General features: G+C 57.8%; 17 protein-coding genes. 7 read left to right on the top strand and 10 right to left on the bottom strand.

From position 1 onward, the window contains the following. Positions 1-116: 116 nt before the first annotated feature. Entirely contained in the window at positions 117-2000 is a 1884-nt protein-coding gene (locus tag ACONT6_RS16505) for a DUF885 domain-containing protein (protein WP_428819511.1), read from the top strand. Between the two features lie 259 nt (positions 2001-2259). Beyond that, positions 2260-3036: an outer membrane protein gene (locus ACONT6_RS16500; RefSeq protein WP_428819510.1), complete on the top strand. Its 777-nt coding sequence runs from the start codon at positions 2260-2262 to the stop codon at positions 3034-3036. Positions 3037-3175: 139 nt separating this feature from the next. Here the strand turns inward: ACONT6_RS16500 and ACONT6_RS16495 are convergent, their stop codons facing one another. After that, positions 3176-4855 (bottom strand): NAD-dependent malic enzyme, encoded by a 1680-nt coding sequence (locus tag ACONT6_RS16495; protein WP_428819509.1) that lies wholly within the window; start codon positions 4853-4855, stop codon positions 3176-3178. Positions 4856-5090: 235 nt separating this feature from the next. Between ACONT6_RS16495 and ACONT6_RS16490 the strand changes: the two genes are divergently transcribed. Continuing rightward, complete coding sequence (locus ACONT6_RS16490; RefSeq protein ID WP_428819508.1) at positions 5091-5480, top strand: acyl-CoA thioesterase; 390 nt, start codon at positions 5091-5093, stop codon at positions 5478-5480. A 76-nt stretch (positions 5481-5556) separates the two neighbouring features. Here the strand turns inward: ACONT6_RS16490 and ACONT6_RS16485 are convergent, their stop codons facing one another. Beyond that, positions 5557-5985: an Hsp20/alpha crystallin family protein gene (locus ACONT6_RS16485; protein ID WP_428819507.1), complete on the bottom strand. Its 429-nt coding sequence runs from the start codon at positions 5983-5985 to the stop codon at positions 5557-5559. A 166-nt stretch (positions 5986-6151) separates the two neighbouring features. Next, a complete protein-coding gene (locus ACONT6_RS16480) occupies positions 6152-7258 on the bottom strand; it encodes a diguanylate cyclase (protein WP_428819506.1) in 1107 nt (368 codons plus the stop codon). Between the two features lie 83 nt (positions 7259-7341). Here ACONT6_RS16480 and ACONT6_RS16475 point away from each other — a divergent pair, with 83 nt between their 5' ends. The 3 genes from ACONT6_RS16475 to ACONT6_RS16465 all read left to right on the top strand — a co-directional run bounded on the left by ACONT6_RS16475 (position 7342) and on the right by ACONT6_RS16465 (position 11410). After that, positions 7342-7890, top strand: coding sequence for a macro domain-containing protein (locus ACONT6_RS16475; protein WP_428819505.1), 549 nt, complete (start codon positions 7342-7344; stop codon positions 7888-7890). A 151-nt stretch (positions 7891-8041) separates the two neighbouring features. Beyond that, complete coding sequence (locus ACONT6_RS16470; protein ID WP_428819504.1) at positions 8042-8605, top strand: glutathione S-transferase family protein; 564 nt, start codon at positions 8042-8044, stop codon at positions 8603-8605. Positions 8606-8875: 270 nt separating this feature from the next. Next, on the top strand, positions 8876-11410 hold the full coding sequence (locus tag ACONT6_RS16465) for a TonB-dependent receptor plug domain-containing protein (protein ID WP_428819503.1): 2535 nt from the start codon (positions 8876-8878) through the stop codon (positions 11408-11410). Between the two features lie 67 nt (positions 11411-11477). Here the strand turns inward: ACONT6_RS16465 and typA are convergent, their stop codons facing one another. Next, positions 11478-13286 (bottom strand): translational GTPase TypA, encoded by a 1809-nt coding sequence (typA, locus tag ACONT6_RS16460; RefSeq protein ID WP_181254947.1) that lies wholly within the window; start codon positions 13284-13286, stop codon positions 11478-11480. A gap of 402 nt (positions 13287-13688) precedes the next feature. Between typA and ACONT6_RS16455 the strand changes: the two genes are divergently transcribed. Then, a complete protein-coding gene (locus ACONT6_RS16455) occupies positions 13689-14882 on the top strand; it encodes a TIGR03032 family protein (protein WP_428819502.1) in 1194 nt (397 codons plus the stop codon). Between the two features lie 9 nt (positions 14883-14891). Here ACONT6_RS16455 and ACONT6_RS16450 read toward each other — a convergent pair whose 3' ends face one another. From ACONT6_RS16450 to ACONT6_RS16425, 6 genes are all read right to left on the bottom strand, one after another. After that, on the bottom strand, positions 14892-16073 hold the full coding sequence (locus tag ACONT6_RS16450; protein ID WP_428819501.1) for an ATP-binding protein: 1182 nt from the start codon (positions 16071-16073) through the stop codon (positions 14892-14894). Beyond that, positions 16073-16825, bottom strand: a complete 753-nt coding sequence (locus tag ACONT6_RS16445) for a response regulator transcription factor (protein WP_428819500.1) — start codon at positions 16823-16825, stop codon at positions 16073-16075. Before ACONT6_RS16445 ends, ACONT6_RS16450 begins: the two co-directional genes overlap by 1 nt. Further along, positions 16825-17190 (bottom strand): DUF3019 domain-containing protein, encoded by a 366-nt coding sequence (locus ACONT6_RS16440; RefSeq protein WP_428819499.1) that lies wholly within the window; start codon positions 17188-17190, stop codon positions 16825-16827. Before ACONT6_RS16440 ends, ACONT6_RS16445 begins: the two co-directional genes overlap by 1 nt. Before the next feature lie 2 nt (positions 17191-17192). Beyond that, positions 17193-18035 (bottom strand): MipA/OmpV family protein, encoded by an 843-nt coding sequence (locus ACONT6_RS16435; protein WP_428819498.1) that lies wholly within the window; start codon positions 18033-18035, stop codon positions 17193-17195. A 287-nt stretch (positions 18036-18322) separates the two neighbouring features. After that, positions 18323-19525 carry a hypothetical protein gene (locus ACONT6_RS16430; RefSeq protein ID WP_428819497.1) on the bottom strand — a complete coding sequence of 401 codons (1203 nt, stop codon included), beginning with the start codon at positions 19523-19525 and terminating at the stop codon, positions 18323-18325. A gap of 86 nt (positions 19526-19611) precedes the next feature. Beyond that, positions 19612-19989, bottom strand: a complete 378-nt coding sequence (locus ACONT6_RS16425) for a VOC family protein (protein WP_428819496.1) — start codon at positions 19987-19989, stop codon at positions 19612-19614. Positions 19990-20119 lie beyond the last annotated feature (130 nt).

The raw sequence follows: 20119 nt of genomic DNA, 5'->3' as shown, positions 1-20119 counted from the left end.
CGCAGCGGCATCGACCGAAGCCGGCCAGCATGCGATGTTGGCCGGCTGAATTTTATTTCACGTTTTATTTCACTCTGTGTAACAACAAGACTTGAAAACCCTAGAGGCAAATACCTATGCGTAAAACGCTCCTGAGCCTGGTAATAGCGACCGCGATCGCGGGCTGTCAGCAGGCAGAAGAACCCAAGCAGACCAATGACAGTGTCGAAGCCACCTCGGCGCAGGCCTCAGACCCGACTAGCCAGGCCGGAGACCAGCAGCAAGAGACCAAGCGCCTGGTCGAGTGGTTTGACACTAAGTACGAGGAGCAGCTGCAGTTCAGCCCGATCCAGCTCAGCTACCTGGGGCGCAAGGAGCAGTACGACAAAATCGACGATATGAGCAAGGCCGCGTCCGAGCGCGAGCTGGCGTGGAAGAAAGCCACCGTCGAGGAGATGAAGGAACAATTTGACTACGACAAGCTGACCCCGGCGGGCAAAGAGTCCTATGACCTTTGGGTACACCAGTACGAGCAGGAAAAGGCCAACCAGCCGTTCTGGGACTACTCCTACTTCGCCAGCGAGCTGGGCGGACCGGAAGCCCAGTTCCCCACCTTCCTGATCAACCAGCACAAGGTTGACAGCGAGCAGGATATGCGCGACTACATTGCCCGTATCGGCGGTATCAGCCGCGCCCTCGGACAGCTGCTGGAGCGCGCCCAGGATTCCGCCAGCAAGGAAATTCGTCCGCCCCAGTTCGCCTACGATCTGGCGATCGAACGCGCACAGAAGGTCACCTCCGGCCAGCCGTTTGGCGAAGGTGACGACGCACCGCTAATGGCGGACGCGAAGAAGAAAATTGCCGCGCTGAAAGAAGCTGGCACCATCGATGACGCCACCGCCAAAGACCTGCAGGTGCAAGTGGAGAAGGCCCTGAGCGGAGAGCTGAAGCCTTCCTACGACGCCTATATCGCGTGGCTGCAGGAAGATCGGGTGAACGCGGATGAGGAGCCCAAGGGCGTATCCGAGTTGCCGGACGGCGAGTCCTTCTACAACAACCGTCTCGCCAATTACACCACCCTGCCACTGACCGCGGACCAGGTGCACGAGATCGGCCTCAACGAAGTGGCGCGTATCCGCAAGGAAATGGAAGCCATCAAGGACAAGGTAGGCTTCGACGGCGACCTCACCGAATTCTTCGCGTTTATCCGCACCGATGACCAGTTCTACTACCCGAACACGGATGAGGGACGCAAACAGTACCTGGAAGAAACCCAGAGCTTTATCGACGATATCCACAAAAAGCTGCCGGAATACTTCGGCATCCTGCCCAAGGCGGGTCTGGAAGTGAAGCGGGTTGAAGCCTTCCGCGAAGTGCCGGGCGGCGCCCAGCACTACGTTCCGGGTACCCCGGATGGCTCCCGCCCCGGCACCTACTATGTGCACATGTCTGACATGAGCGCGCTGTCTACTACCGATATGGAAACCGTGACCTACCACGAGGCCATCCCCGGCCACCATATGCAGATCTCTATCGCCCAGGAGCTGGAAGGTATTCCGCAGTTCCGCACCCAGGCGCATTTCACGCCTTATGTGGAAGGCTGGGCGCTGTACTCCGAGAAGCTGTCCAAGGAGATGGGCCAGTTCCAGGATCCCTACAAGGATTTCGGTCGCCTGACCGCAGAAATGTGGCGCGCCATTCGCCTGGTGGTGGATACCGGTATGCACGCCAAGGGTTGGAGCCAGGACCAGGCAGTGCAGTACTTCCTGGATAATTCCGCAATCCCGGAGGGCGCGGTGCGTTCGGAAGTGCGTCGCTACCTGACGGTTCCCGGCCAGGCCACCTCCTACAAGATCGGCATGCTGAAAATTGAAGAACTGCGCGGCCAGGCGGAAGAGGCACTGGGAGACCAGTTTGACATTCGCGCCTTCCACGATACGGTTCTCGGTGGTGGTGCACTGCCGCTGCCGTTACTGGAAAAACGCGTCAACGACTGGGTTGAGAGCGTCAAGGCTGGTTAACGCACGCGGTTAACAGCACACAGTTAAATGGCGGGCCACAGTGCCCGCCATTTTTTTGCGCGGAAAAAGTTGCGTCTGGATATCCTGGGTTCATAAAGCGTCAGCTACGTAACAGCTCCTGTTCCGGATCAAGTTTTTATGCGCATTTTCCCTATCTGTGAAAAGTGGCAGATTTTCAAACTGCAATGTAATTTTTTCGAATCCACTGTTGCTGATATCGCGTAGCAATGGCACCAATTGTGATCAACGGGAAAACATCATGTTGCAGAAAAAGTCTCTTGCTCTGGCTATTGCCCTCGGTCTCGGTTCCTCCGCGGTTTATGCGGATGGTTTTTATGTCAGCGGCACTCTCAGCTACAACAATATGGATGACACCGTTAACGACGGCACTTTCACCAGCGAATTTGTTACCGGCCCGGGCACCACCATCCCTGCCGGCGTCGCGCTGCCGGCTGGTACCGATGTGCGGTGGCGCACCAATGTGGACAGTGGTGCCGGGGTGAATCTGGCGCTGGGTTGGCGTATGGATGCCCTGCGTTTTGAAGCCGAGTACGCCTACGCCAAACACGACGTGGATCGCCATTTCGGTGTGTCCGCTGCGGATATCCCTTTGGGAAGTGAAGACGCTGGTGTGCTGGTCAGCGGTGCCCCGGGCAACCTGGGTATCTCCGTTGCCGACCTGGTGGCAGACGGGCGCGGTGACTTTACTGCCGACTATCTGTTCGTGAATGCGTATTACGATTTTGACGCGGGCTGGTCGCTGAATCCATATATCGGTGCGGGCTTGGGTAACGCCTGGGTGGACGTGGATTACAGTCCTTCTGATGTTTCTATCATCGACGACGATGACAGTGTATTTGCCTACCAGTTGATGGCGGGTCTCAACTACCAGTGCAATGAACAGCTGGAATTTTTTGGCGGACTGCGCTGGCGTCAGGCCGACGACATCGAGGTAAATTCGAACTTATTGCCGGCGTCTTTTGAAATCGAAAACGAAAGCTGGTTAGCAGAAATCGGTGCGCGCTGGACCTTCTGATCGGGTCTTCAAACCTTACCTGAAAAATTCACAAGGCCTGTAGACAGGCCTTGTGAATTTTCTACTCCGCACGCACTCGCAATCGATCATGAGTGCCCTCTTGTCCCCTTTGCGGCTCCCTCCCGCAAAGGGGATTTTTTTAAAATGCCACGCGGCGGTAGCGGCGGTAGTTGGGCGACCAGAAATTTTTCTCGATATTCTTTTCCAGTTTTTCCTCGGTAATTCCCGGGGCCACACCATCTTCCTGAGCCTGCTTGCCCACCGCCATGGCAATGGCCTTGCCCAGCTCGCGGATTTCCGACAGCGGCGGCAGCAGTGCACCACTGCCGTGTTTCACCACCGGCGCATTTTCTGCCAGCGCGTTGGATGCCGCCATCAGCATGTTTTCCGTCACCCGGTTGGCGCCAGACGCGATCACGCCCAAACCGATGCCTGGGAAGATGTACACATTGTTGCACTGGGCGATGGGATATTTTTTATCATTTACTTCTGCCGCTTCAAACGGACTGCCGGTGGCGACCATGGCCTCGCCGTTGGTCCATTCCAGAACTTCCTGTGGTGTGGCTTCTGCGCGCGAGGTGGGGTTGGACAGCGGCATCACCAGCGGGCGCTTGCAGCCCTTGTGAAGCGCTTCAATGGCCGCCTGGGTGAACAGGCCGCCCTGGCCGGATACGCCGATCAGGATGGTGGGCTTGACCTGCTCGATCAGGGATTGCAGATCCCACTCCGGGGCCAGGGGGTAGCGCTCGGTGCTCTGTGCCAGCTTTTCCTGGAAGTCGTGCAGGCCTTTCATTTCGTTGGTGACCAGGCCGTAACGGTCGAACATGTAGATCCGTTCGCGGGCCTTCTCGTCCGTCAGCCCTTCCCCGACCATGGCTGACACCACCTGTTCGGCAATACCGCAGCCCGCGGAGCCGGCACCCACCACCAGTACTTTCTGTTTTGAAAGTTTCTCTTCCTTGGCCTTACACGCCGCGAGCATGGTACCCAGCGCTACCGATGCGGTGCCCTGGATATCGTCGTTGAAGCAGCAGATCTCGTCGCGGTAGCGCTTCAGCAGGGGCATGGCGTTGGTCTGGGCAAAGTCCTCGAACTGCACCAGTACCTTCGGCCAGCGGCGCTTCACCGCGGCGATGAATTCCTCGATAAACTCGTCGTACTCCTCCTGGGAGATACGCTCGTTGCGCCAGCCCATGTACATGGGGTCGTTCAGCAGAGTGCGGTTGTTGGTGCCCACATCGAGTGTGACCGGCAGGGTGTAGGCCGGGCTGATACCGCCACAGGCGGTGTACAGGGACAGCTTGCCGATGGGAATCCCCATGCCGCCGATGCCCTGGTCGCCGAGGCCGAGGATGCGCTCACCGTCGGTGACCACGATGACCTTCACGTTCTCCTTGGTCGCGCTGCGCAGGATGTCGTCCATATGCTTGCGGTCCGGGTAGGACACAAACAGGCCGCGGTGATTGCGGTAGATATTGGAGAACTCTTCACAGGCCGCGCCCACGGTGGGGGTATAGATGATCGGCAGCATCTCTTCGATATGTTGCTCGATCAGGCGGAAAAACAGGGTCTCGTTGTCGTCCTGGATGGCGCGCAGGTAGATATGACGCTCCAGGTCCGTGCGGCACTGCTGGTACTGGTGGTAGGCGCGGCGCACCTGTTCGCTGATGGATTCGACGTTGTTCGGCAGCAGGCCGATCAGGTTGAATTCGATGCGTTCCTGCAGGGTAAAGGCACTGCCCTTGTTGAGCAGGGGGATTTCCAGCAGGGATGGCCCGGCGTGGGGAATATACAGGGGACGTTTAGCTTTCTGGCTCATAAAAATAGGCGGCAAATAAAAAGAGAATGGAAGCTGTACGGCGTTGTACGGTGGCGGGCGCTACGGAATGCTTGCGCCAGCGTAGCGAATCTGGGTGCGGCATTTTACGCTGGTCTGACCCAATCTGTCTTTTGCATTGGCAAAATCGCCCGGCGTTTCGGCCCAGCTGGCCGATTGCGCTGTGGGCTGGTTAAATACTCCGCTTTCCCAAGCCCATCTGTTCATGAGGATAAAGATGTTCACGTACCAGGTTGAACCCCGCTTCAGTGAATCCGACGCCCTCGGGCATATCAACAATACCGTGGTACCAGTATGGTTCGAACAGGGGCGCACGCCGATCTTTGCACTGTTCAATCCCGACCTGGCGTTAGACGGCTGGAACCTGATCCTGAAGAAAATGGATGTGGACTTTGTCGCGCAGATCTATCTGTTCTCGCCGGTGGAGGTGCGCACCTCCCTGCGAGCGGTGGGCAACACCTCCATGACCATCCACCAGGAGGTATGGCAGAAGGACAAGCTGGTGGCCCAGGGCGACTGCGTGATGGTGCACTTTGACTACAAGCAGCAGTGCAAGGCGGAGATTCCGCCGGCAGTGCGCGAAAAGCTTCTCGCCCATCTCTCCTGATCCGGGACATCGGGGCCGGACTCTGCCGGCCCTCTGTTTCCTGTTGTTGCCTGCTGTCGTGTGTTGACGGAGCGATTCAGTGAATCTGGATACGGTGGGTCACCGGCTCCTTCGGCTCTGACTTGGGTACGGTCAGGGTCAGCACGCCATCCTTGAAGGTCGCATCGATATCCTCTTCGCGGATATCCTCACCCAGGTTAAAGCTGCGTGTGAATTTGCCGTAGCGACGTTCCTGACGCAGCACCTTGCGGTCTTCTTCACCCTCGGTGTGCTGGTGCATTTCCGCTTCGATGGTCAGAACCCCGTTTTCCAGGGTCACATCCAGGTCTTCCTTGCGGATACCGGGCATTTCCGCGCTTACCTCGTAGCAGTCCTTGCGCTCGTGAATATCCACTCTCGGGGTAAAGAACCCGCTGCGGGATTCACCCCTGGATTGTCCGGTATTGAAAAATTGCTCTACGATTTCATCGAAATCGAGCATGGTGTCTCGTGGAATCAGTTTCATGGCGATTTCCTCCCGAGCAGTTGCGTTCTCCGGCGCGGAAATAAGCCCGCACCCGGCGGCTGCTGACATTATAGGGAGGGGCCTGCGTTTTCGCAGGCCGTCGGGATCGGAGATTTGGGGTTACTTGGAGGGCGTGCTGGGAGCCAGCACAGTGTCGCCGAAGGGCTCAGGCGGAGATCACCTGATTGCGCCCGGCGTCCTTGGCCCGGTACATCCGGGAATCGGCCTCGGCGAGCAGCTGTCCGTGATCGGCCTGTGCTGCGCCGGCGCCGCCTTCCGCCACACCGAAGCTGATGGAGATGGTGACCGCTTCTTCGTACTGGTCGCTGAGTGACTCGACCTTGTGACGCAGTTTTTCGGCGAGTATGCCGCCGCCTTCCACGTCGGTGTTTGGTAGCAGGATCAGGAACTCCTCCCCGCCCCAGCGCGCCACAATATCGTCGGCACGGGTATTTTCCTGCAGTATTTTCGCCACATCCTGAAGTACGCGGTCACCGAAACTGTGGCCGAAGGTATCGTTGATGGCCTTGAAACTGTCGAGGTCGCCAATCAGTACCGTGTAGCGCCCGGCCAATTCGCGATTGCGACGCTCCAGTTCATCGATGGCCTTGTAGGCCTCGCGACGGTTGGAAAGCCCGGTCAGTGCATCGGTACAGGCGTGGTTTTCCAGCTCTGCGGTGAGTCGGTGCAGCATCTGCTGGGTCTGGTGACGGCTGCTGTCGAGGATCGCGGTGAGCGCCGTGAGTGCGCCGAACACTGCGATAAAGCGCGCGCGGTGGGCGGTATCGTACTGGGCGAGCAGGCCGGGAAAATCCGGCAAAAACAGGATCAGCGCGGTGGCGGCGCCAACACCGGCGAGGGTGACCGTGCCCCACTTGTAGCCGTACAGGTTGATAAACCCGGGCACCAGCATCACCGCCCACATCAGACCGGTGTTATTTACCCCGCCAGACAATAGTAGGTAAAAATAGAGCACCAGCAGCAGCGCGCCCACCAGCATTGGTGTTTTGCGGCTGGGGCCAGCCACGTTTACCCCGACATAGGCCAGCAAAATCACACCGGCGACACAGAACAGCGTCGCGGCCAGTGTCAGGTCTGCGCCCATCAGGGCGATCACACCCATGGCGCCGGTAATCGCGAGGGCAAAGATAAGCATGTAACCCGAGGCCTGGATGCGTCGGCGCAACTCGAGCGCGCGGGCCTGGGTAACGGGATCGGCGGCGGAGACATCCCGCGGGGGCGCCTGATGATTTTGTTCTGCGTTTTTTTCCATGATGTGGCGTACTGTGTTTACGGCCAGATCCTTCGGCCGATAATTCGGAAGCCCCGTTTCGCGGGAGTCAGCAGGCTATAGTAATGGGGAACGGGATTGGCGCGGAGGCCACCATGGGACAGCTGCAGCTGATTTGTGACAATGTTCTCACTATCGAGGCTGATGCGCTGGTGTGCCCGGCGCACAAACACCTGATCCGCGGGCGCGGACTGTCTGCACAGATCTACGATCGCGCCGGACAGGAGTTGGTAAGTGAGTGCTCACGGTTGCCCGAGTGCCGGGTGGGCGAGGCGCGTATCACCAGCGCACCCAATCTGCCGGTGCACTACCTGTTGCACACGGTCACGCCCCAGTGGAGTAGTGGCGACCAGTGGGGAGCAAAGGGTATTGCGCAACTGCGCCAGTGTTATCAGAGCGTGCTGGCACTGGCGCGGGAGCGCGACCTGAAGCGCTTGTTGTTCCCCGCCCTGGGCGCTGGTACCAATCGTTTTCCCCACGAAATCGCAGCGCATCAGGGATTGGAGACGTTGCAGCAGGCACTCGAAGACTTTCCCCTGATAACCGTGTGCCTGCACAGCCGCAGCGCACTCGGCACCTGGCAGCAAGTGCGCGAGCGATTTTTCTCATGTTAATGGAATGGAAAACCTCCCGCGCTAAGTGCGCACTGTGCGCCCGCAGTCCCTAGCTTGAATTGTAAAGCCGATTGCTATTGCTGGTGACTCACCTTTTCGCCATGATCGACCGCTGTGTTAAAAAAGTGGACAAGAAAAAGGAAGAGTCGCTATGAAACTTTTTGGCAGCCTGACTTCACCCTACGTGCGCCATTGTCGTTTGGCTTTAATGCAATCCGGCCTGAACTGGGAAATGGTGGAGCTGGATATTCACAGCACTACCGAGCCGGGCACGCCTACTCTGCGTGTTCCGTTTCTGGAAGACGCTGGGCTAAAGCTCACCGATTCCACGTCGATCGTAAAATATGTGCGCGAGAAATCCGGCAAGGAGTTTATTCCCGACGCAGTGGATTTGGATCGATACTGTCTCGCCAACACGCTGATGGATGCGGCCATCAACCTGTTCCTTTTGGAGCGCAGCGGATTGGATATCGATGCGAATGTGTATACCCGCCGACAGAAACTGCGTGTTGAAAAAATTCTCGATGAGCTGAATTCCGCGCCTTTGCCCGAGACCGGCAATCTGGGCGATGCAGATTACCGTGTGGCAGTGGGGGTGGCCTGGGGTGTATTCCGCAATCGTTTTTCCATCGATTCCCATCCGAACCTGCAGCGCCTGTTGGAAATCGCCGGGCAAGATGAATTTTTCGTCGAGACGGCACCGCCCACGGCCTGAGGATACAATGGCAATAAAGTCATTAATTACCGTTGTGCGACGCATCTGAATTTTAAGCCTGACTTTACTGGCCTTCTTTACTCTGCTGATTTTTTCACAATGTTTGTCGCGAGTCTTTCGGTAGACTTCGCGACACTAATGCTTTCCAATCGGTTTGTGCGCAAGGGGTGACTGTTTCACCCTTTGCGTGCATCGCGATAATTTTGACGAATCAATCTATACGTCGAAATTTTGCTCCAAAAAATAATAAATGCTTATTGGAGAGAAACCATGAAGGTCCAACAAATAGTTACTTCGCTTTCCCTGGTGGCACTGGCTGGCAGCCTGGGAATGCCTGCATTTGCACAGACCAGCGGCGATGCTCAGGAAGTGATTGAAGAAGTGGTTACCGTGGGTTCCAGAACCAAACCCCGTTCAGTGACAGAATCCCCGGTACCAGTGGATGTACTCAACGCGAATGACCTGGCCAAATCGGGAAGCAGCGATATGCTCGACTTACTGAAAGGCTCGGTTCCCTCCTTCAACGTGCACGACCAGCCGATTAGTGATGCTGCCTCGATGATCCGCCCGGTCAATATGCGCGGTTTGTCATCGGATTCCACCCTGATTCTGGTGAACGGCAAACGCCGCCATCGCGCCTCGGTTATCGCCTTCCAGGGCGGCGGCCTGAACGATGGCGCCCAGGGCCCGGATATTTCTGTGATCCCCAGCATCGCGCTCAAGCAGGTTGAAGTACTGCGTGACGGTGCGGCAGCCCAGTACGGTTCAGATGCCATAGCCGGGGTGATGAACTTCGTGCTCAAAGACGATGCCGAGGGCGGTTCCCTGGAAATCAAAAGCGGCGAATTTTTTGAAGGGGACGGCCAGACCACGACCATGGCGGGCAACTACGGCATGCCCATGACCGATTCCGGTTTCCTGAATTTAAGCTTCCAGTTGAAGAATGCCGACGATACCTCGCGTTCGGTGCAGCGCCCGGATGCACAGGAAATGATCGACGCCGGCAATACGGCGATTGCGGAGCCGGCGCAAATCTGGGGGTCCCCCAAGATCGAGGATGACCTGACCTTGTTCGGTAATTTCGGCATCGACCTGAAAGATGGCAGCGAAATTTACGCGTTTGCCAACTACTCCAACCGTATGGTCGACGGCGGTTTCTATTACCGTAACCCGAATGGTCGTGAAGGTGTCTACACCGATGGCGACGGCATTCGACTGGTCGGCGCACTGGACGGCAATGCGGCGAGTTGCGATGCCTACCGCACAACGCCGCTGGCGGATGGCTCCGATATGGTGAACTCGGGGCTGCTGGACGACGCGAATTGCTTCGTCTTCAACAAAATGATTCCCGGCGGTTACACCCCGCGCTTTGTCGGCGATATTACCGACACTTCCATTACTGCAGGTCGTCGCGGTGAGTTGACCGACGGCTTCATGCAGGGCTGGAATTACGACGTCAGTGGTTCTGTGGGCCGCAACGAAGCAGAATTCGGCCTGAACAACACCATCAACCCGTCGTTTGGCCCGGACAGCAAGCGCGACTTCAAAACCGGTGCATACATCCAGCTGGAAAAAACTCTGAACCTGGACCTGCAAAAGCAGTTTGATTCCGTGAGCCTGGCAATGGGTGCAGAGTGGCGCGAAGAATCTTTCCAGATTATTGCCGGTGAGGGCATGTCCTGGCAGGTAGGTCCGTTGGCCGAGCAGGGCTTCAATATCGGTTCACACGGTTTTGCGGGATTCTCGATTGATTCAGCGGGCACCGCCGAGCGTCGCAACTACGCGCTGTATATGGACGTGGAGAATCAGGTAACCGATGACCTGTTGCTGGGGGGCGCGCTGCGCTACGAAGATTTCGATACCTTCGGCGATACCGCCAACTACAAGCTGGTGTTTAACTGGCAGCTGACCGACAACGTGGCCTGGCGCGGTTCGCACAGCACCGGTTTCCGTGCGCCGACCATGGGGCAGTCCTCAGTGGTCAACACGCAAACGTCCATCGTCGGCGGCCAGCTGACCCAGGCACAAACCCTGCCGGCCCCCAAACTGGGTGAAGCAGAATTGACGCCTGAAGAGTCTGTGAACTTCGCCACCGGTCTGGTTATGTCCGCAGGACCGGTTGATCTGACCATCGATGCTTTCTACATCGAAGTGGAAGACCGTATTGCGCTGACCGATAACGCCGCACCCTCCGACGCCCAGCGCGCGGCGATGGCGTTAGCCGGAGTACCCAATCCGGAGCTGATCGGGCAGATCAACTATTTTGCCAATGATTTCGATACCGAAACCACCGGTGTCGATGTGGTGGCAACCTACGGTGCGGATCTGTTTGGTGGTGCGACCGACTTCAGCATGGCTTACAACTGGACCAAGACCGAGGTAAAAGGGGGCGATGCTACCTGTGGCGGCGGCTTTGTGAATAACCAGGGTGAAATCTGTAAAGCGGTTCGTCTGGAGCGCGGACTGCCGGAGCACCGCGCTTCCTTCACAATGGCGCAAAACTGGGACAAGCTCAGCGCCTTCGTGCGCGCAAACTTCTACGGTGAGTATGTCGGAGTACACGCCGACTGGTTTGGTGAGCAGCTGGGCTCCGAGTTCACGCTCGACATGGAGGCTTCCTACCAGGCTACCGAGTCCATTTTCCTGACCGCCGGTGCGTCCAACCTGCTGGATGAGAAGGGTGGCAAGATTGATGGCTCCATTGTCGGAGCGCCGGACAACGTGCTGGGTGGTGTGTACTACGAAACCTCCCCGTTCGGTATTGGCGGTGGCTTCTATTACCTGAAAGCGAGCTATGAGTTCTAATTCATTTCTCTGTTTTACCGGTTAAAAAAAAGCGCCCCTCGGGGCGCTTTTTTATTTTCCTGAAGAATTACTTCTTCGCGCGCTTGCGCATATTTTCCTGCAGGATCTTCTTGCGAATCCGGATACTTTCCGGAGTCACTTCCACCAGTTCATCGTCTTCGATGAATTCCAGTGCCTGCTCCAGGGTGTGACGGATGGGCGGTGACAGGGTCAGCGCGTCGTCGGTACCGGAGGCGCGCACGTTGGTGAGCTGCTTGGCCTTGGTGGGGTTTACCACCAGGTCGTTGCCGCGGGAGTGAATGCCGATCACCTGGCCTTCATACACCTCTTCACCGTGGCCCAGGAACAGGCGACCGCGATCCTGCAGTGCGAACAGGCCGTAGGCCAGGGTCTTGCCCTTGGTCATGGACACCAGTACGCCGTTGATACGCTTGGCCACATCGCCCACCTTCACCGGACCGTAGTGGTCGAAGATGCTGGTCATGATGCCGGAGCCGCTGGTGATGGTCAGGAACTGGGAGCGGAAGCCGATCATGCCGCGGGACGGTACGATAAAGGTCAGGCGCACACGGCCCTTGCCGTCCGGTTCCATATTGGTGAGGTCGGCCTTGCGCAGACCAAGCTCTTCCATGATCGGACCCTGGTGCTGCTCTTCCACGTCGATGACCACTTCCTCGTAGGGCTCGTGGATCTCGCCGTCGACTTCCTTCTGTACCACTTCCGGACGGGATACACCCAGCTCGAAACCTTCGCGACGCATGGATTCGATCAGTACCGACAGGTGCAGTTCACCGCGGCCGGATACCTTGAACTTGTCCGGGGAATCGCCCTGCTCCACGCGCAGTGCCACGTTGTGGATCAGCTCCTGGTCGAGACGGTCCTTGATGTTGCGCGAGGTTACGTACTTGCCTTCTTTACCGGCGAACGGGGAGTCGTTCACCTGGAAGGTCATGCTCACGGTGGGCTCGTCCACCGACAGCGCGGGCAGTGCTTCCGGGTGGTCCGGGTTGCACAGAGTATCGGAGATATTCAGCTCACCTACACCGGTGATACACACGATGTCGCCAGCGCTGGCCTGCTCCACTTCCACGCGCTCGAGGCCCAGGTAACCCATTACCTGCAGTACCTTGGCTTTGCGCTTGTTCTCGTCGCGGTCGAGGATCACCACCTGCTGGTTCGGCTTGAGGGTACCGCGCTTGATGCGGCCCACGCCGATGACACCCACGTAGCTGTTGTAGTCCAAAGCGGAGATCTGCATCTGGAAAGGACCGTCCAGATCTACCTTGGGCGGCTCAACCTTGTCGACGATCATCTGGAACAGCGGAGACATGTCTTCGGCCATATCGGTCTCGTCGAGACCGGCGATGCCGTTCAGGGCGGAAGCGTAGATGACCGGGAAGTCCAGCTGCTCTTCGGTGGCGCCGAGGCTGTCGAACAGGTCGAACACCTGGTCCATTACCCAGTCCGGACGCGCGCCCGGGCGGTCGATCTTGTTGATTACCACGATCGGGTTCAGACCCTGCTCAAAGGCCTTGGAGGTCACGAAGCGGGTCTGCGGCATGGGGCCGTCCACCGCGTCTACCAGCAGCAGCACCGAGTCCACCATGGACAGTACGCGCTCTACCTCGCCGCCGAAGTCGGCGTGCCCGGGGGTATCCACGATATTGATACGGTAGTCGTTCCAGCGGATCGCGGTGTTCTTGGCGAGGATGGTAATACCGCGCTCTTTCTCCTGGTCATTGGAGTCCATCACGCGCTCGGAGTCGGCGCTGCGGCGGTCGAGGGTACCGGACTGCTGCAGCAGCTTGTCTACCAGGGTGGTTTTACCGTGGTCAACGTGGGCGATGATCGCGATATTGCGAAGATTGTCTATCACTGGGGGCCTCTGGGCGTAATGCGTGATTGGGTGTGCCTGCGAGCTATCAATAGAGACAGATCACACCGGAGAATTTGGTCAGGCGGGGACTGGGCTGAGGTTAGAAACAGCGGCTATCCGGCCAAGGCGCGCGCATTATAGAGGTGATGTGTGGCAATTGGGAGTCGGATTGGCGGAAATTTGTGCATTTGGCCGTGATCCTTAGCGCAGTGGAATCGCGAAATCCCGTCCCGGATTGCCGCAATCCCCTGTAAAACCGCTACTTGGTACAAACTGTTACAGTCAGTCCCCACGGTCACATTTTCGGGCGCCGTACACTCCCGCGCCGCCAGATCGCCTGGCGAGCGAGATTATCGACAGGGTTTGCGGCTGCAGACCCTGAAGCAACGCCGTGGTAGCGAAATGTGTGACGCAGATGTGGCCGCCGAAGCCGGGAAGCCGGTGGCAGACAAGTTAGAGACCAGCGCTCAGCAAGGACCGCAGCCAGAACAAGCCGCCAATTCCGCCGCCCGTGAGTCCCGGAGAGTCAGGTTGGAGCCTGTGCGCCATACCAGCTCCGCAGGGCTCGCACACTGGATGCGCCAGCATCGACTGTCCATTGCCTTCACTTCATCTCAATCCGACCGTGTTTGCATGGTCGGCGCCGAGCCCGGTGGCGAGTTGTCCTTCCACGAGCGATTTTTCGAGCGCGCCATGGGCATCGTGGGCAATCGCAATCGCATTTATCTGGGCGGCCTATATCAAATCTGGCGTTTTGAGAACGTGCTACCGCCGGGGCGGGTGGCGGGTAAGATTTTTGATACCTGCTATATGCCGCGCAACCTGCAGTTTACCGGCGAGGTAGATATCCGCGAGCTGGGTATCCAGAAAAATGGCAAGGTCGTTTTCGTCAATACCCGGTACAACTGCCTGGCGGAGTTGAGCCTGACCCACAGCTTCCGCGCAATCTGGAAGCCGGACTTCATCAGCAAGATCGTGCCGGAAGACCGCTGCCACCTGAACGGCCTGGCGATGATGGACGGCAAGCCCAAGTACGTGAGTGCCGTATGTCAGTCGGACATCATTGACGGCTGGCGCGCGCGCCGCGACAACGGCGGGGTCATTATCGATGTGGAGACCAATGAGGTCGTGTGTCAGGGATTGTCCTTGCCGCACTCACCGCGCTGGGTGAATGGCAGGTTATGGGTGCTTAACAGTGGCACTGGCTACCTGGGCTACGTGAATTTCGAGACCAAGAGTTTCGTGCCGCACACCTTTTGCCCGGGCTTTGCTCGCGGCCTGGCGATTCTCGGGGACTATGCGATTGTCGGTCTCTCCAGGGCTCGCCGCGAGCGATTTGAGGGGCTTGAGCTGGATCAGAACCTGGCGGATAAAGAGTACGAGGCCTGGTGCGGTGTACAGTTTATCAACCTCAAAACCGGCAATCTGGAGCACTGGATCCGACTCGACGGGCCGGTAACCGAGTTGTTCGACCTCACTGTGCTGCCGGGTACCCGCTGTCCCATGGCCATTGATCAGCAGGGCAATGAAAGTCGCTCGATGGTCACTTTCGAAGATGCTACCGGCACTGTCGCTGGCGCTGAGGCCATAGGCTGAATATCGATTTCATCCCCGGTTGGACCAGCGCAGTGTGGCGCGGGTCCCGCCGAGACTGGGTGACTGATCCAGCAGCAGTTCGCCCTCGTGCCACATCATCACCTTCTTCACGATATACAGCCCGAGGCCGTAACCCTGGTCATCGGTGGCCGAACGGGTAAAGGCATCGGTCAACTCCAGCGCGTCGCCGCCCAAACCCGGACCGTTGTCTTCCACTGACAAGTGGCAGAAGCCGGCGCGCAATTCAAAGCGTATATCCACCCGGTCGCGGGCGTATTTTCCGGCGTTGGTCACCAGGTTCTGGATCGCAATGGTCAGCGAGTCCGGCTCAAGCCAGGCGCGCTTGTCGGGAAAATAATAGGCAATTTCCAGATCGGGGCACTGGGTTTCCAGATGCGATCCGAGCTCGGTAAAGAATGTCTCGAGGGAAATGGATTTCCGCGCGAGAAACTGTTCGTGTACCTCGACCCTGGCGAAATTCAGGTATTTTTCCACCAGCTGTTCGATATCCCGCGTGGCCCGGTTAATCACCTGGGCACTTTCCGAATCACTACCCGCCAGTGCCTGCTGGAACTTGATTCTCGCCAGTGGCATGCGAATCTCATGGGCGATGGTGCGCGCCAGATCCTGATTCATCTGGAAGTGCCCGGTAACGATGTTTGCCATGCGGCGGAAGGTTTCCGCCAGCGGAAAAATGGTGGAGCGCCGGCTGAACTGATCGGGAATATGGAATGGCTTTTTACTGAAGCGAATCGCCTGGTTCTGAAGGCGATTGAGATCGCTGAACATCGGCCAGGTCAGCAACAGCAAAACGACCAGCATGGAGCCGATAAACAGCAGCCGCCACTGGGTTACGCTCTGGGCCTGCTCGTGGGGGAAGGGGCCGATTTCCAGTACCGCATTGCCGTGCCGATGATAAAACAGAATCTGTTCTTCTCCCGCAGTCAGTCCGACAACCTCACCTGCATCCAGACGCTCGCGCAACGCACTGGAAAAATGAATGGCGTCCGCAGGGTAGCTCTGCGCCAGGGGGGCATCGCTGCGCTCCAGCGCCTGTGCCAATTGTGTGGCACTGATGGTGTATTCCTCAGGCGTGGTGGAATAGAGGTTATACAGTGCTGCGACCGAGGAGTAGACCACCACCAGGGCCAGCGCGAGCACGCTGACCAGGCGCAACATCTGCAGGCGCATCAGGGGGCGCCGTGCACGGTATTCAGGGAGTAGCCGCGGCCGCGGATAGATTGGATGGCGACGCCGTCGGCAATGGCATCCAGTTTTTTGCGCAGGCGACTTACGCGCATATCGATCACCCGATCAAGCCCGTCAAATTCCCGTCCGATCACCCGCCGGAACAGGTACTCCCGGCTCAGCAGGCGCGCCGGTTGCTCGGCAAAAATCTGCAACAGGTCGAACTCGTTGGTGGTGAGCGGCAGTAACTGGTCGTGCACCAGCGCCTGGCGGCTTACCAGGTCGACGCTGAGTGGGCCGAATTTCATACTGGCGGTGGCCGGCATCGGGCTCTGGGTGGTGCGTAGTTGGGCCTCGATCTTTGCCCACAGCAGGTGTGGATCGACCGGTTTTACCAGGTAGTCGTTGGCGCCGAGTTGCAGGCCGGTTACCTGGTCATCTACAGAGCTGAGCGCGCTGAGAAAAATTAGCGGGCAGCTGAGCTGGCTGCGGAACTGTTCCAGCAGTTTGAATCCGCTGGCATCCGGCAGCACCACGTCGGCTATGATCAGATCGTAATCCTTGTGGTGTACTGCCTTCATGAATTCGCGGCCATTTGCCGCGTAGGTCACTGAGCAGTGGCGCTCGGAAAGGAAGCGCACGATCAGCTCGGCGAGCTGCTCGTCGTCTTCCAGTAGTAAAATACGGTATTTGCCCGGGGCTCTTTCCGTCTCCGCAGTGGATGGTTTGTTTGCAGGGTGCTGTAGGGATGTCATTACAGTAAGCCCCAGCCGTAACGACGGCGATGGCGTTTGGGTTGGTATTGGGCGACTTTAAGGATTGCTGCGGCGACGTCTTCTCCACTTTCGCTGGACGTCACCTGAAAGCGGGTGTCGTTGGCGCTGCTGATAAATACTTCGAGATCGTCATTGTCCCCGGAAAAGCAGCGCACCAGTCCTCTGCCGACGATCGACAGGCAGTAGCGCTTGTTGTCGTCCGCATCAAAATGGACTTTCACTGAAATGCTGCAGTGGGATTCGCTTTCGTCTACCGCGCAAACACTGGGTATCAGCTGCAGGTCTGCGGCCTGCGGTATCGCAGGTAACAGGGATGGCAGTAGCAAAAGTATTCGCCACATCATCGTTATTGCCCGCTACCGATGGTGTACTGCACGCCGGCGAACCAATTGAGTGTTTGCGGGTGTTCGATAAAACGCAGATTTCTTCCCGCCTCGTCATAGCGGTTGTAGCGCGCAGCCAGGCGCAGCTCGAGGTTTTTGCTCAGGGGGTAAGAAAAATGCAACCGCGCATATGTGTCGGTTGCGTCAGCTGCAGGGAAGGCGAGTGCGTAGCGATTGTAGTAAATACCCGCTTCCTGCTCGGTGAACTGGTAGTAGTAACTCACCAGGTCCGCATCTTTCTGGGTGGCGCCTATGCCGAAGCCGATGGCACCGCCGAACAGGGGATACTGCTTGTCAAAACTCAAATGGGTTTCGCTGCCGTGGTGTACATCACTGACGTCGTGAAACCAGGAAAAGGAAACGTCCACCCAATCCGATACCAGCGTAATACTCGGGCCGGCGACGATTGACACTTTGCGCTCCGCATCCGCTGGATCCGCGGCGGCCCGGAAGTGCGTCATGAAGTTGCTCAGCAGGCCGTCGCCGGCGGAGCTGTGCTCTTCCAGCTGGTAATAAAGGCCGTCTTCATTGGGGCGCGCAACCAGGTCGAGATAAAAATTCTCGTTTTCCAGCAGGCTGTAACCCGCGGTGAGGTTGCTGAAGAAAAAACGTTCCCCGTAATAGCTGAAATTTGGGAGGAGATAGCTTTTCCCATCGCGCTTACCCGCGATGGGATTCTCAATTTCCCCGTAGCCGGTGGCGATACTGATTTCCCACTCTGGCGCTTGGACTTCCGCCGGGGTGGCGCCGGTAACATGCAGCGGCGCCAGGCACATCAGCAGAGCGATCGGAGTGAACTTGGTCATCGAGGTCATCTAAAACGGGGTTGCTGCACAGCTGTCAGGTAGTTGATGCTGGTCGAATTTTGAACTTTTGTATCACAGCGTCACAGGTCGCTCCAGAGCCCCTCTAAAAACCTTACAAACTGTTACAAATCTGTCCCCGGCCGAATATATTTCGGTAAATAAGACGACCGTCAAACAAATTGGCTGCCCATGCACTTGCGGACCCGGCGGTCGGGTTTTACCTGCTGCCCTGGGGGCTAACGTTGTTGACCTTCCGGTTCAGCGCGGGTTTTTATGGATGACTGGTTTCAACTGGCGGGTACTGCAAATACGGCAATAAATCCCAGGGCTGCGGCGATCAGTGCAAAGAAAATCCGTTGGCGAGTGGACTGGCTGACACTGATGGCCACCAGGCATTGCAGCAGGTAGTAGAAGGCGAAGGCGCGAGATGCGAGAGAAACGATTTCCATGGTGTCCGCGGTCCATGTGAGTGCGATTGCGCCACCGCCTACGAGAACCGTGGCGAAGCGGATCTTGAGCTGGTGGTGGGTTACCTCCTCCAGGTTCCCTGTGGCCGCTAGGGTGTCGGCCACCGCAGCGGAGAACTGGCTCATGGCCGCAGCAACCACCAGCGGTGCCACAAGCATGGCAGACGCAGCCGCGGCGATATGGATCAGGCTGTTGTCGCCGTATTTACCGTTCAGGGTATGTACCAGCGGTAGCGATAGGCTGATAAATACCAGGTACACAGCGGTTGAAACAATTTGTGAAAGCCGCGAGGCGCGTATGCGGGTGCCGGTATCGAAGGTGTCGCCCAGGTAACGGGTGGTCTCGAAACCCTGCACCACTATCAGGGTGCCGGCCACGATGGTCAGGATTTCCCAAAGACTGTGGGGATTTGCCTGGAAAAACTGTAGTCCCCGCGGGGATTGCCATGCATGCAGGTCGTACAGTGCAAAGCTGCCGATCAGCAGTACGATAATGACCAGAGTCACCACTAGCGCCAGGCCCTCGATCGCCGCGAGGCCTTTCAGCCCACGGCTGATGCCAATAGTGACGATAAAGGCAATCACTGCGCTGGTCAGCAGGTCCTCGTTGAACTGTGTGTCCAGATGCAGGCTACCGAGTACAAACGCGGACAAGATGTGCAGGTAAAGCGACACGGAGATTACATAGGCCAATACCAGCGCCAGATCGGAACTCCGCTCGAAGGTCAGTGTGGACTCCGGCGGGTTGTTCTTCAGTACCGGCTCTGCGAAACGGATATTGAAGCGGATTACGGTGCCCACACAGTAGGCCAGCGCACACACCAGTGCCATTGCCACTACCGCATATATGCCCACTGCACCCGCGAGAATGGGCACCATGACCAGAAATCCACTGCCAAATATCGATGCCAGTGGTGTACAGGTGGCGCGCAGCAGGGCGCTCGGATTGCCGTGGTGGCTGATTGCGGGTTTGCGCTGCATATGTTGCTCTTTACTGCCCGGTACCTGTCCAGTCTTGAGCATAGCGGGGCTGGTACCGGCCACAAAAAAGCCCGGCATTTTGGCCGGGCTTTTTTGTCTCGGGAGCAGGAAAAACGCTTAGGTCAGGCTTACAGGCGACGCAGTGCGCAGATCTTGTTGCCAGACGGATCGCGCAGGTAGGCCAGGTACAGCTTCATGTCGCCGCCCTCGCGTACCCCGGGCGGATCCTCACAGGGAGCGCCGCCGTTGGCGATGCCTGCAGCGTGCCACAGGTCGGCCTGTTCGGGGCTCTCTACCGCAAAACCGATGGTGCTGCCGTTGCCGCCGCTGGCCGCTTCCCCGTCGATGGGTTTGGTGAGTGCAAATACGCCGCTATCGGTGAAGTAAAAGCAGCGGCCTTTGGGATCGATAACACCGGGTTTGTGGCCCAGCACGCCGAGGATTGCATCGTAGAATGCCTTGGATTCCTCAATATCATTGGCGCCGAGCATAACGTGACTGAACATCGAAATTCCTTGTGGTTTGGACCATGTCTGGGGAATAAATCGACGTCGAGCTTAGTGGAAAAAGCGGTGGAGTGAAACAGGCGCTGCGGTGGTCCAAATGCGGTTGCGCCTGTTCCCATGTGCGGATGTG

It is taken from the genome of Microbulbifer sp. MCCC 1A16149 (assembly GCF_050368945.1).
In the GTDB taxonomy this organism is placed as follows: Bacteria; Pseudomonadota; Gammaproteobacteria; order Pseudomonadales; family Cellvibrionaceae; genus Microbulbifer.
The sequence above is the reverse complement of the archived record's forward strand: the minus strand, read 5'-3'. Positions and strand labels throughout refer to the sequence as shown.